The organism is Helicobacter vulpis, from assembly GCF_003660395.1.
GTDB lineage: Bacteria > Campylobacterota > Campylobacteria > Campylobacterales > Helicobacteraceae > Helicobacter > Helicobacter vulpis.
The window spans coordinates 1-12,105 of sequence record NZ_QXQT01000012.1 but is presented as its reverse complement, the minus strand read 5'-3'; the positions used below and the strand labels follow the sequence as shown (position 1 = coordinate 12,105).

14 protein-coding genes and 1 pseudogene are annotated in these 12,105 nt (G+C 50.2%); 11 read left to right on the top strand and 4 right to left on the bottom strand.

The features are described 5' to 3' along the window. Positions 1-62: 62 nt before the first annotated feature. From EAO38_RS05195 to EAO38_RS05170, 6 genes are all read left to right on the top strand, one after another. Positions 63-608: a YbhB/YbcL family Raf kinase inhibitor-like protein gene (locus EAO38_RS05195; RefSeq protein WP_121021844.1), complete on the top strand. Its 546-nt coding sequence runs from the start codon at positions 63-65 to the stop codon at positions 606-608. Positions 609-673: 65 nt separating this feature from the next. Continuing rightward, complete coding sequence (gene fabZ, locus EAO38_RS05190; protein WP_121021767.1) at positions 674-1,171, top strand: 3-hydroxyacyl-ACP dehydratase FabZ; 498 nt, start codon at positions 674-676, stop codon at positions 1,169-1,171. Then, complete coding sequence (gene lpxA, locus EAO38_RS05185; RefSeq protein WP_121021765.1) at positions 1,168-1,968, top strand: acyl-ACP--UDP-N-acetylglucosamine O-acyltransferase; 801 nt, start codon at positions 1,168-1,170, stop codon at positions 1,966-1,968. Before fabZ ends, lpxA begins: the two co-directional genes overlap by 4 nt. Next, positions 1,965-3,317 (top strand): ATP-dependent protease ATP-binding subunit ClpX, encoded by a 1,353-nt coding sequence (gene clpX, locus EAO38_RS05180; protein ID WP_121021763.1) that lies wholly within the window; start codon positions 1,965-1,967, stop codon positions 3,315-3,317. Before lpxA ends, clpX begins: the two co-directional genes overlap by 4 nt. 13 nt (positions 3,318-3,330) lie before the next feature. After that, positions 3,331-4,368, top strand: coding sequence for a rod shape-determining protein (locus EAO38_RS05175; protein WP_120945904.1), 1,038 nt, complete (start codon positions 3,331-3,333; stop codon positions 4,366-4,368). Between the two features lie 7 nt (positions 4,369-4,375). Further along, positions 4,376-5,242 (top strand): rod shape-determining protein MreC, encoded by an 867-nt coding sequence (locus tag EAO38_RS05170; protein ID WP_121021761.1) that lies wholly within the window; start codon positions 4,376-4,378, stop codon positions 5,240-5,242. On the opposite strand, the gene EAO38_RS05165 is transcribed toward EAO38_RS05170, so the two are convergent. The 4 genes and pseudogenes from EAO38_RS05165 to secG form a co-directional block, all read right to left on the bottom strand. Continuing rightward, positions 5,239-5,661 carry an RDD family protein gene (locus EAO38_RS05165; protein WP_121021759.1) on the bottom strand — a complete coding sequence of 141 codons (423 nt, stop codon included), beginning with the start codon at positions 5,659-5,661 and terminating at the stop codon, positions 5,239-5,241. The two genes, EAO38_RS05170 and EAO38_RS05165, sit on opposite strands and share 4 nt — an antisense overlap. Continuing rightward, positions 5,651-6,268, bottom strand: a complete 618-nt coding sequence (gene pyrE, locus EAO38_RS05160) for an orotate phosphoribosyltransferase (RefSeq protein ID WP_121021756.1) — start codon at positions 6,266-6,268, stop codon at positions 5,651-5,653. The genes EAO38_RS05165 and pyrE overlap by 11 nt, the downstream gene beginning before the upstream one ends. Next, on the bottom strand, positions 6,268-6,825 hold the full coding sequence (frr, locus tag EAO38_RS05155) for a ribosome recycling factor (RefSeq protein WP_104751789.1): 558 nt from the start codon (positions 6,823-6,825) through the stop codon (positions 6,268-6,270). Before frr ends, pyrE begins: the two co-directional genes overlap by 1 nt. Before the next feature lie 11 nt (positions 6,826-6,836). Beyond that, a pseudogene (gene secG / locus EAO38_RS05150) lies at positions 6,837-7,244 on the bottom strand (preprotein translocase subunit SecG); the annotation flags it as partial. 55 nt (positions 7,245-7,299) lie between these two features. Between secG and EAO38_RS05145 the strand changes: the two are divergent. From EAO38_RS05145 to EAO38_RS05125, 5 genes are all read left to right on the top strand, one after another. Beyond that, positions 7,300-8,022, top strand: coding sequence for a methyltransferase domain-containing protein (locus EAO38_RS05145; RefSeq protein WP_235852528.1), 723 nt, complete (start codon positions 7,300-7,302; stop codon positions 8,020-8,022). Further along, positions 8,019-8,999 (top strand): tryptophan--tRNA ligase, encoded by a 981-nt coding sequence (gene trpS, locus EAO38_RS05140; protein WP_121021752.1) that lies wholly within the window; start codon positions 8,019-8,021, stop codon positions 8,997-8,999. The genes EAO38_RS05145 and trpS overlap by 4 nt, the downstream gene beginning before the upstream one ends. 43 nt (positions 9,000-9,042) lie before the next feature. Then, positions 9,043-10,791: an extracellular solute-binding protein gene (locus EAO38_RS05135; protein WP_121021750.1), complete on the top strand. Its 1,749-nt coding sequence runs from the start codon at positions 9,043-9,045 to the stop codon at positions 10,789-10,791. Next, positions 10,792-11,856 carry a microcin C ABC transporter permease YejB gene (locus EAO38_RS05130; RefSeq protein ID WP_121021748.1) on the top strand — a complete coding sequence of 355 codons (1,065 nt, stop codon included), beginning with the start codon at positions 10,792-10,794 and terminating at the stop codon, positions 11,854-11,856. 8 nt (positions 11,857-11,864) lie between these two features. Further along, positions 11,865-12,105, top strand: a 241-nt coding sequence (locus EAO38_RS05125) for a hypothetical protein (RefSeq protein ID WP_205588353.1), incomplete at its 3' end; no start/stop codon positions are given.

The window sequence follows — 12,105 nt, the reverse complement described above, 5'->3', positions numbered from 1 at the left end:
GTGTCTTGATGGGGGTGGCAAGCTCCCAGCCACGCCAAACAACACAACAGCAAGGAGAACAGATGCAATTTTTTAAAGTTTTTGTGCACACCGATGATCAAGGATTTTTAGACCTCAAATTTGGAGGCAATGCGCAAGCGCAATTCTTAGAGCATGGTCTGCCCAAACGATCGCCTGAAATCAGTTGGGAGGCAGTGCCCGGGGCCAAGGGTTATGCCCTAGAAATCGTGGATGACGATGCGGCCTTTGTGGTGGGCAAGTCCTTTATCCACTGGGTGGTGGGCAATATCACGGGCACCAAGCTGGCTGAAAACGCTTCTGTGGAAAACAAGCATATTGCCCAAGGGGTTAACTCGCTCACAGAAGGATATTGGCGCTCCTCTTTGAGTCCAGAGGAAAAACATGCTTCTAATTTGGCCAATAGCACCTATATTGGACCCATGCCTCCCAATGGTGATCACCATTACTTGATCCAAGTCTATGCCCTAGATGTGGCGCATGTGGATTTAAAACCCCCCTTCTTCATTGGGGATCTCCATGATGCCATTAGAGGGCATATCTTAGGCTTGGGGCGTGTGGAGTTCAAATACCCTAAAATGCGCCACTAATGGAGTTTTAAACTTGCGCATGGTAGAGTTAAAAATTCATCTGAATTTCGCGCAAAGGCCTTAGAATGCAAGATTGTGTGTTAGACATGGACATCCATGCCATCGCCCAGATTCTACCCCATCGCTACCCGTTTTTGCTCGTGGATCGCGTGGTGCGCTTGCAGACTTATAAACAGGTGCACGCTTATAAGAACATCACCTATAACGAAGAGGTTTTTACAGGGCATTTCCCCAGCAAGCCCATTTACCCGGGCGTGCTCATCGTAGAGGGCATGGCACAGGCGGGCGGGCTTTTGGCCTTTGCAAGCTTATTTGGAGTCAATCCGGAGGTGGCGCGCACCAAGCTGGTGTACTTTATGACCATCGATCGCGTGAAATTTAGAAATCCTGTTATCCCGGGCGATCAACTCCACTACCATTTAGAAGTGCTCAAACACAAGGGCATGATTTGGCAGGTGGGCGGAGTGGCTAAGGTGGGTGATAAAATTGCAGCGGAGGCAGAGCTCAAGGCAATGATTGTAGATAGAGAGAGTGGCAAAAGGGGCGCAGGAGAACTGGCATGATCGCGAGCACGGCCATTGTCGACCCCAAGGCCTGCATCGCTCCGGGCGCGCATGTTGGACATTTTTGTGTTGTGGGGCCTGATGTAACTTTGGAAGAGGACGTGGAACTTTACAATAATGTTACCGTGCTAGGGCGTACCACCATTAAAAGACACACGGTTGTCTTTCCTTACGCCACCTTGGGTACAATCCCTCAAGATTTGAAATACCATGGCGAACAAACCCAGTTGCTCATTGGGGAACGCAATCTAATTCGCGAGTACTGCATGATTAATCCAGGCACTCAAGGCGGGGGGGGTATAACACGGATTGGCAATGATAACCTCTTGATGGCCTATGTGCATGTCGCCCATGATTGCCAGATTGGAAATTATTGCATTTTAGCCAATGGGGTTACTTTGGCTGGGCATATTGAAATTGGCGATCATGTCAACATTGGCGGACTTACTGCTATCCACCAATTTGTGCGCATTGCTAGGGGTTGCATGGTGGCCGGGGCTAGCGCGCTGGGTAAGGATGTGCCCCCCTATTGCATTGTAGAGGGCAATCGCGCTTTTATCAAGGGGATCAACCGCCACCGCATGCGCCAGCTCTTGCAAAGCCATGAAATTGACTTCATCAACGCCCTTTATAAAAAACTCTTTGCCTGTGAAAACACTTCCATCCGCGACAATGCGAAGAAATTATTAGCAGAACATCCAGACAACCCCCATGCCCAAAAGATTTGTGGCTTCATCTTAGAGAGTGAGCGCGGGGTCGCCTTTAAAGCCGCACATTTGACTCAGGAGAATGCATGAACACCCGTTATTGCAGTTTTTGTAACAAACCCGAGAGTACATTAGGTTACCAACGCCGCCTAGTGTTTTCTTCTAAGAAATCTGGGAAGGACACTCATGTGTGTGAGTATTGCATTGAATACCTTTACAAGGAGCTCCATCCAGATTTACATTCTGGTGTTCTAGAGGGTGGCCGTCTAGAGCTCATTGAGAACACATTGCCCAAGGCCACCAAGAGTGTGGGTGCAACCCTTGTACCCTCTCCTAGCGTGCTGAAGGAATGCTTGGATAACTATGTGGTGGGGCAAGAAGAGGCTAAAAAGGTTTTCAGTGTGGCTGTGTACAACCACTACAAGCGCCTAAACCACCAAGAAAAGCAAAGACAAAAGCAACACACCAAAAACACCGACTTTAGTGCTGAAAACTCTTTAGACGATGTGGAAATCTCCAAGTCTAATATCTTGCTTGTGGGGCCTACAGGCAGTGGCAAGACCTTGATGGCACAAACTTTAGCGCGTTTCTTGAACATTCCTATTGCAATCAGCGATGCGACTAGCTTGACAGAAGCGGGCTATGTGGGTGAAGATGTAGAAAACATCTTGACGCGCCTACTGCAGGCTAGCGATGGCGATGTGGAACGCGCCCAGCGCGGGATCGTCTTCATTGATGAGATCGATAAAATCGCCCGTCTCTCAGAGAACCGCTCCATCACGCGCGATGTGTCCGGGGAGGGGGTGCAACAAGCCCTTTTAAAGATCATTGAGGGGAGTGTGGTGAATGTCAGCCCTAAGGGCGGACGCAAACACCCCAATGAAAACTTTGTCCAAATTGACACGACCAACATTCTCTTCATTTGTGGCGGCGCGTTTGATGGTATTATTGACATCATCAAACGCCGAATCCATAGCAATGTGCTAGGCTTTGGCAATGAGAAGAAAACCAAGGAGCAATTAGAGGATATTCTACACTTGGTGGGCCCCGAGGATCTCATCAGTTATGGCTTGATCCCTGAGCTCATCGGGCGTTTGCCCGTCATCTCCACGCTCAAACCCATTTCTAAAGAGGCGATGGTGGACATTCTGCTCAAACCCAAAAACGCGCTCATCAAACAATACCAACAGTTGTTTAAAATGGATGGTGTGGAATTGATCTTTGAACCCAACGCGATTGAAGAAATCGCCAATTTGGCCATCAAACGCAAGGTGGGCGCGCGAGGACTGCGATCCATCATTGAAAGCTTTAGCATGGATGTGATGTTCGATCTGCCCAGCCTCAAAGATTATCAAGTGATCATCACTAAAGAATGCGTCTTGCAACAAGAAAAACCCTTGTATATCAAGAAAAATAAACCTTTACCCATGCCATCTTAACAGAAAGAAGTCTATGATACTGGATAAACTCATCGGTGTTTTCTCGCATGATGTTGCCATTGATTTAGGGACAGCCAACACTGTGGTCTCTGTCAAAGGACAGGGAATCATCATCAATGAACCCTCCATTGTAGCGGTCAAGTTGAACAAATACGATCGCATGGAGGAGGTGCTCGCTGTGGGGAGCGAGGCTAAGGAGATGATTGGCAAAACCCCCGCTGGGGTGCAGGCGATCCGCCCCATGAAAGATGGCGTGATCGCAGATTTTGACATCACCGAGAAAATGATTCGCTATTTCATTGAGAAAGCCCACCAACGAAAGGCTTTGATTCGCCCCCGCATCATGGTTTGTGTGCCCTATGGCTTGACCAGTGTAGAGCGCAAGGCGGTTAAAGAAAGTGCCATGAGTGCTGGCGCGCGCGAGGTCTTCTTGATTGAAGAGCCCATGGCTGCTGCCATTGGGGCGGGCCTGCCCGTGAAGGACCCCCAGGGGAGCTTGATTGTGGACATCGGCGGGGGCACAACAGAAATTGGGGTGATCAGTCTAGGCGGGCTGGTGGTGAGCAAGAGTATCCGCGTGGCGGGGAATAAATTAGACGCGAGCATTGTGGATTATGTACGCAAAACCTATAACTTGCAAATTGGGGAGCGCACGGGCGAAGAGATTAAGATCGCCATCGGTTCAGCCATTGAGCTCAACCCCCCCTTGACAATGGAGGTCAGCGGGCGCGATCAGGTGAGCGGGATTTTAAACACCATCACTTTGAGCAGTGAGGATGTGCGCGAGGCGATCAAGGAGCAGATTCGTGAAATCAGCAACGCGCTCAAAGCGGTTTTAGAAGAGGTCAAGCCCGATTTAGCCGGCGACATTGTAGAAAATGGCGTGGTGCTCACCGGTGGGGGGGCGCTCATCAGAGGGCTGGATAAATATCTGAGCAATATTGTAAAATTGCCCGTTTTTGTGGGTGAAGAACCGCTTTTAGCAGTGGCAAGGGGCACTAGCCGCGCCATTGAGGATTTAGATCTATTGAGCAGTTTGGGAGATTTGTAGCGCGCGGATGATTAGCAAGCGCACGGTGCTCATTTTTATTTTGATCGTGTGTGCGCTATGGGTGCTAGATATTAGGGGGTCGCGCAGTTTTGTCAGCGACAAAGTTAAGATCACTTTTTTAAATCTCAAGGACGCTTTGGTCTCTGCCTACCAACGCCATTTTGATCAGGCAAACACCATCGCGCGCTACCAACAAGAGCTAGAATCCTACCGGCGTTTGCAGTTTTCTTATGCCGATTTGAACGCGCGCAACCAAGCTTTGGCCCTAGAGGTACACGATCTAGCCAACTTGCAAGCCTCTTTACCCAATCCTCCTAAAACCCCTAATGCGAGTACCCCCTTTGCCACTTACTCTCCCCCCACCTGCGCGTCCGATTCAGAACTCACCCCCCCCACTCTTTACACCCCCCCCATCTACACACTCACGCGTGTCTATGGCTTTGCACAACTCAACAACACCTATGAATTGCTTTTAGATGTCCAAACACCCTATCCTAAAGATAAGATTTTAGGCATGGTGGCCTTTGATCGCGCCATCGGGATTGCCGTGCAAAAAGAAGGGCGTTTTATCGGACTCTTGCATGGAGACGCGCGCACCACTTATAGCGTGATGATCCAAAGTGGGGGGAAGATCTATTATGGCTTTATCACCAACCAAAATTTCAAAACCTATGTGGACTATTTGCCCGCCTATGCCCCTGTCAAACAGGGCGATGTGGTGCTCACCAGCGGTTTAGATGGGATCTTTAGCGCGGGCATCTTTGTGGGCACCATCGCCAGTGTAGAAAATCACTACGCTTACAAGAAAGCCTTGCTCAATATCAAGCACTTAACAGGCATGATCTTTTACACCACCTTAGTTACCATGCCTTAAACCTGTGTGAGCGCCGTCCTACAAAGTACATCGTGCAAGAGGCGTTTATGGCGCGTGAAAAAGGGTGTGAAGAGCCCCACAAGCGTGCTAGCCACCACCAGCCACAGCCCAAAACGCCCCCACGCCCGCCAAAAGCCCACTCTACCCCCACTCTTAGAATCCACAAGCTTTAAGCCCACATAGCGCCACCCGGGGGTTTGCCCACTTACAGCCACAAAGAGCGCGCTGATCAACCCATAAACCCCCACACAGGCAAAGATCACGCCTTGATGGGTTCTAAAACTCTGCGCCGAGCCCAAGATCACATAGGCGCTAAAGTAAAGCAAGGGGGTATAGAGCATGAAAATATCCACCAACAGGGCTTTTAAGCGCGCGCGCGCATGCAAAGAAGAGAAAGTTTCTAGGGCGTTATTTTTCATTCCCACGGCTACCCGGCTTGACTGGCGCGCTGGTGGCGCATAAAGGGCAATGCGCGGGTTTGTACATGGCAAAATTAAAATCTGCTAAAGAAAAGAAGGGGATGTCCGGGGGCAATTTGCAGGCATGCCCTGTGTTGGTGGGGGCGGGGGCGTTGGTGCGCGCACAAAAACCCCGATTTGCCAAACTGGCAAAGGCGATCACCTGAGCGCCCAACGCCTGCACACAATGAGCCGCTTCTAGGGCTGAACCTCCCGTGGTGATGATGTCCTCACAGATGAGGATTTTTTCTTGGGGACTGACTTCAAACCCGCGCCTAAGGGTCATCGCCCCATTCACGCGCTCGGTGAAAATAAAGCGCGTGTTGAGCGCGCGCGCGAGCTCATAACCGGCTAAAATCCCCCCCAAAGCCGGAGAACACACGCCATCAACGCGCATACCCGCACCCATGATCTCTTGGGCTAGGGCTTGGGCGAGTTGTGCGGCTAATTTAGGCTCTTCTAAGACTTTAGCCGATTGTAAGTAAAAATTGGAGTGATTCCCGCTGCTGAGTAGAAAATGCCCCTCTAAGAGCGCGCCACAATCTTGGTATATGCGCAAAATATCCATTAGAGTTTTAAAATCTCCTCTTCTTTAGCTTTGAGCGCGTCTTCAATCTTTTTAATGGCTGTGTCGGTGATCTTTTGCACCTCAGCGAGCGCCTTTTTGCTCTGATCTTCGCTGATTTCTTTGTCTTTTTCTAGCTTTTTGATCTGGTTATTAGCGTCTTGGCGGATATTGCGTACCGCCACCTTCGCCTTTTCGCCCATGCCCTTAGCGTCTTTGGCGATCTCCTTGCGTTGTTCAGAGGTCATGGGAGGGAAGAAGAGTTTCACACTCTCACCATCATTATTGGGATTCACGCCCAAATTGGCTTCTTGCAACGCCCGTTCAATGTCTTTTAAAAGGTTCTTCTCCCAAGGGGTGATGCTCAAAGTGCTCGCATCGCTGGCGATCACGGAGCCAACTTGGTTGAGCGGGGTGGGTGTGCCATAGTAATCCACGCGCACATTTTCTACTAAGTTGATAGACACCTTGCCGCTACGCAGGGTGGTGAAGTCCTTTAAAAGCGCTTGCAAGCTCTTATGCATTTGCGCGCTGGTTTGTTTGTAAATGCCATCTAACATGCTGATCCTTAGGGGTTGGTTTTAGGGATGAGGGGGTTTTGCGTGGGCGCGTTCTGGAGTAAGGGGTTGCTTAAAGGGTTGGCCGGGGGGGTGCTCAAGGGGTTAGAGGGCGTGCTAGGCGTGCTGGGTGCACTGGGAGGCACAAGGGGCACTAGAGAGTTTTTAGGCGTGCTGTCCAACACGCTGATATTGTACTCTTTATTGTAAAGATAGCCCAACGCGATGGTGTTGCTCAGAAATAAAAAGCCCAAAACCATCGTGAGCTTGGCTAAAAAGCTCGCCGGCCCCTTAGCTCCAAAGAGGGATTCATTGCTTCCACTATAAGCCCCTAGCCCGATGCTTGAGCTCTTTTGCAAGAGTACCACAATCACAATCACCACAGCTAGGACAATCTGTAACACCAACAACACGCTACTCATACATTCTCCATCAACATAAACGCCAATCTTAGCAAATTTTTACTAAAATGCGTCTGTGCAAAGAGAGATCGAACCTTATTCTTTTGGCAAAAGGGCAAAGAGCTATGCACGCCATGCAGGGGTGCAACAACGCATCGCCGCGCGCCTCTTACAGGAGTGCGCGCCCCAGTGCTGTGCGCGCATGGTGGATTTGGGTTGTGGGCAGGGGAGTGTGCTCAACGCCCTCCCCTTTTTTGAGATCCATGTGGGCGAGTTTATCGGGGTGGATCGCGCCTTAGAGATGTTGCAAGAACACCCGCGCGCGTGCGCTAGGGTGGATCGCGTGCGCCTGATTTGTCAAGATTTTGAAACTTGGGAGACTCTGCCCTGTAGCTTGCTTGTGAGCGCCTCAGCATTGCAATGGGCGCGGGATTTAGACGGGCTTTGTGCCAAGTTGGCGCGCGCTTGTACCCACATCGCCCTAGCCATCCACACGCGCGCGAGCTTGCAGGAGGTGCACACCTTTTTAGGCACAAACTCGCCTCTAAGGGGGTGTGAAGAAGTCTTAGACATCTTAAAGGCGCGTTTTGAAGGCTTTGAAAAGCGTCTATGGGTGGAGCGCTTTCAACAGATCTTTGATGGGCGCGCGCCCTTTTTAGCCCAGCTCAAATACGCGGGCTTGTTGGGCGGGGGGCTGGATTTTAAACGGGCTAAAGCCTTGCGCTTTCAAGCCCCCTATGAATCTTTGAGTTATGAGGTGGTGTTTTTGGTAGGACATTTGCAGAAAGGACTGGCATGAAAGAGCGCGTGTTTTCAGGGATTCAACCCACAGGGGGGATGCATTTGGGCAATTATCTAGGGGCGATTAAGCAATGGGTAGATTGGCAGGATCGCTATGAAAGCATTTTTTGCGTGGTGAATGCGCATGCGCTCACCACCCCCCAAAACCCTAGTGCCTTGCAAGAACAAAGCTTGCAAATGGCAACCCTATTGTTGGCATGCGGGATTGACCCTAAGCGATCCAAACTCTTCATGCAAAGTCAGGTCAATGAGCACGGGGCGCTGTGCTGGTTGCTCAGTTGTGGCGTGTCTATGGGAGATTTAGCGCGCATGACCCAATTTAAGGACAAGAGCACTAAAGAGAAAAGCCCCCTAGCCGGACTTTTCACCTATCCCGTGCTCATGGCAGCAGATATTTTACTCTACCAAACAGATTGCGTACCGGTGGGGGCAGATCAAAAGCAACATCTAGAGCTCACGCGCCATATCGCGCTCAAATTCAATCGGGATTTTGGGGAGTGCTTTAAAGTGCCCAAGCCCTTGATTGGCGATGTGGGCGCGCGGGTGATGGGCTTAGACGACCCCTCAGTCAAGATGAGCAAGTCGCACCCGGGGGCTTTGCACGCGCTCTTTCTCTTGGATGAGCCGGACTTGATTGCCAAGAAAATCAAAAAGGCGACCACAGATTCAATAGGCACTCTGCGCTTTGATCCCACCCGCCCCGGGGTTTACAATCTTTTAAATATCTATGCCCTGTTGAGTCAACAAGAGAGCGCACAGGTAGAAGCCCAGTTTGAAGGGAAGGGCTATGGGGATTTTAAAAAGGCGTTGATAGAAGTTGTGGCAGAAACTTTTAAGCCAATTAGAGAGGCGTATACGCGCTTACAAGCACAAAGAGGGTATGTTGCATCCATCTTGCAAGAGGGCTTAGAGGCGATCCAGCCCATCGCCGCGCAAACCTACCAACACGCCAAAACCTTAATGGGCTTGCTATGAACGCGCGCGGCATTTTGGGGATCTTGCTTGTGTGCTTGCCTCTATGGGGCGCGCCTATATCTCTTTGGGGGGGCATGTAAAATACGCCCAGCACTTCACCCATTTTGATTATGCCAACCCTGATGCCCCTAAGGGCGGGGTGCTAAGAAGCCATGCCATTGGCACTTTTGACACTCTCAATCCCTTCACCCTCAAGGGCAATAAGGCGAGTGGCTTGGAGTTGGTCTATGACACCTTGCTCACCCAAAGTTTGGACGAACCCTTTAGCGAATACGCTCTGATCGCCAATGACATTGAAGTCGCTCCCGATCGTAGCTATGTGATCTTTGGCATTGATCCCCGGGCTAAATTTAGCGATGGCGTGTCTATCACCGCCCAAGATGTCAAATACAGCTTTGACACCATCACCAAGAGCAACCCGGTATTTAGGCAGTATTATGAAGATGTGAAGCAAGCCATTGTCCTAGACAAGTACCACATCAAATTCACCTTTAAAACCAACACCAACACCGAACTGCCCTTGATTTTGGGGCAATTACAGGTGATCCCCAAACATTTCTTTGAAAAACATGACTTTGAGAAAACCTCCTTGCTGGTCCCGGTGTCTAGCGGTCCTTACATGGTTGAATCCTTTGATGTGGGCAAGCGCATCACCTATGTGCGCAATAAAAACTATTGGGCGCGCGATCTGCCCCCCATCAAGGGGCAATACAATTTTGATCGCCTCGTCTATGAATACTATAAAGACGACTCGGTAGCCTTGCAGGCGTTTTTAAGCGGGGCTTATGATTGGCGCTATGAAAGCACGGCGAAGGTGTGGGCGCGGGGCTATGTGGGCAAGGGCATTGAACAGGGCAAGATCCACAAGGTACTCTTGAAACACGAGCTGCCCGCAGGCATGCAGGGCTTTTTTATCAACACCCGTAGACCCCTTTTTAAAGACTTGCGGGTGCGCGAAGCGCTTTTTTACGCCTTTGATTTTGAATGGGCTAATCGCAATCTCTTCTTCTCCCAATACACCCGCTCGCCTAGCTATTTTAGCAACTCTGTCTTTGCCTCCAGTGGGCTGCCCCAGGGCATGGAACTTCAAATTTTAGATCGCTACAAAACCCAGTTAGAAGCTTATAACCCTAGAATTTTCACCAGTCCCTATATCGTGCCCCGCACAGATGGCGCGCCCAAACTCGGGCAGAATCTGCGTGAAAATCTCAAATACGCCCAAAAACTCTTAAAAGAAGCGGGCTATGTGGTGTCTCATAACCGCCTCATCAACGCCAAAACCAAACAACCCTTCACCTTCACCATTTTGCTCAATAGCCCGGGGTTTGAACGCCTCGCCCTAGCGTACGCGCGTGATCTCAAGATCTTGGGGATTGAAATGCGTGTGCAAAGGGTGGATTTGAGTCAATACGCCAACCGGGTTAAAAAGTTTGACTACGACATGATTGCAGGGGTGATTGGAGAATCTTTGTTCCCGGGCAATGAGCAACGCTATTTTTGGGGCAGTAAGAGCGCCAACCAAGCAGGGAGTCGCAATTATTCTGGGATTTCTAACCCGGTGATCGATCAGCTCATCAAGGGGGTGATTAGCGCGCCCAATCGGGAGAGTCAAATCGCCTATGTGCGCGCGCTCGATCGCGTGCTCTTATGGGGGTTTTATGTCGTGCCCCAATTCTATGGCTCGAGCTTTCGTATCGCCTTTTGGGATAAGGTGGGCATGCCCAAAATCTCACCCCCCTATGGTTTTTCGCCCACGCTGTGGTGGGATAAAACTCTGCAAAAGGAGCGTTAAATGGCGCGCTACATCCTCAAACGCCTTTGGCTCATCATCCCCACCTTGTTAGGCATCATCACCATCAATTTTTTCATCATCCAAAGCGCTCCGGGCGGACCTGTGGAGCAGATGATGGCTAGGCTCAGTGGGATCAACAATCAAGAAACCAACAGCACCTCGCTCAAGGATAGACAATTGAGCGAAAGCCGTTACAAGGGGGGGCAGGGCATGGATTCTGCCCTCTATGCTGAGCTGACTAAGCTCTATGGCTTTGACAAACCCCTTTGGACGCGCTATGTGGAGATGCTCAAAAAATACTTGGTCTTTGACTTTGGGCAGAGTTTTTACCGCCAAATTGGCGTGATCGATCTCATCAAAGAAAAACTCCCCGTCTCCATTTCGCTAGGCTTCTTTAGTACCTTGCTCATTTACCTTATCTCCATCCCCCTAGGCATTTACAAAGCCCGCCATAATAATTCGCATTTTGATGTCGCTAGCAGTGTCGCCGTGATTGTGGCAAACGCCATCCCCTCCTTCTTATTTGCCATTATCCTCATCGTGCTCTTTGCTTCAGGGACTTATTGGCAGATCTTCCCCTTAAAGGGGCTGGTGAGCGAGGATTTTGCAAGTTTAAGCGTCTTTGGCAAGATCAAAGATTATTTATGGCATATCGCTTTGCCGGTGTTGTGCATGAGCATTGGGGGGTTTGCCACCTTGACGCTCTTGGTGAAAAACTCCTTTTTAGATGAAATGGGCAAGCTCTACATTCTGTGCGCGCGCGCAAAGGGGTGTTCTGAGGGGCGTATTTTCTATGGGCATGTCTTTAGAAACGCGATGCTCTTAGTGATCGCAGGCTTCCCTAGCGCGTTTTTGGGCGTGTTCTTTAGCGGGAGCTTGCTCATTGAGATCATCTTTAGTCTAGATGGGCTAGGCTTGCTAGGCTTTGAGAGCATTGTCAATCGGGATTACCCGGTGGTCTTTGCCTCTTTGTATATCTTTACACTATTGGGCTTGGTGGTGAATTTGGTGAGTGATCTGACTTATAGTCTTGTTGATCCTAGAATTGATTTTGAAAAGAGATAGGAGCTTTAATGGGTTTTAGGGTGCTCAAACTCTATGGCTTGGCGTGCTTGTGGGTGCTTGTGGCATTGGGGGTGTATGTGGGGGTGTTTTTTAAAATGCGCCCCACAGTACAGATCCACGCAGAACAAACTCCTCCCCCCAAAGCCCCCATACCCCTAGACACAAAGACAGAAACACACACAAAGACAGAAACACAGAGTTTAGAACCCACCACGCCACAGCCCCCCCCAAGTCGCCACGCCACAACTC

Coding starts and splice junctions, on each gene's coding strand:
- EAO38_RS05195 (WP_121021844.1), top strand. CDS start 63: ATGCAATTTTTTAAAGTTTTTGTGCACACCGATGATCAAGGATTTTTA.
- fabZ (WP_121021767.1), top strand. CDS start 674: ATGCAAGATTGTGTGTTAGACATGGACATCCATGCCATCGCCCAGATT.
- lpxA (WP_121021765.1), top strand. CDS start 1,168: ATGATCGCGAGCACGGCCATTGTCGACCCCAAGGCCTGCATCGCTCCG.
- clpX (WP_121021763.1), top strand. CDS start 1,965: ATGAACACCCGTTATTGCAGTTTTTGTAACAAACCCGAGAGTACATTA.
- EAO38_RS05175 (WP_120945904.1), top strand. CDS start 3,331: ATGATACTGGATAAACTCATCGGTGTTTTCTCGCATGATGTTGCCATT.
- EAO38_RS05170 (WP_121021761.1), top strand. CDS start 4,376: ATGATTAGCAAGCGCACGGTGCTCATTTTTATTTTGATCGTGTGTGCG.
- EAO38_RS05165 (WP_121021759.1), bottom strand. CDS start 5,661: ATGAAAAATAACGCCCTAGAAACTTTCTCTTCTTTGCATGCGCGCGCG.
- pyrE (WP_121021756.1), bottom strand. CDS start 6,268: ATGGATATTTTGCGCATATACCAAGATTGTGGCGCGCTCTTAGAGGGG.
- frr (WP_104751789.1), bottom strand. CDS start 6,825: ATGTTAGATGGCATTTACAAACAAACCAGCGCGCAAATGCATAAGAGC.
- trpS (WP_121021752.1), top strand. CDS start 8,019: ATGAAAGAGCGCGTGTTTTCAGGGATTCAACCCACAGGGGGGATGCAT.
- EAO38_RS05135 (WP_121021750.1), top strand. CDS start 9,043: ATGGGGCGCGCCTATATCTCTTTGGGGGGGCATGTAAAATACGCCCAG.
- EAO38_RS05130 (WP_121021748.1), top strand. CDS start 10,792: ATGGCGCGCTACATCCTCAAACGCCTTTGGCTCATCATCCCCACCTTG.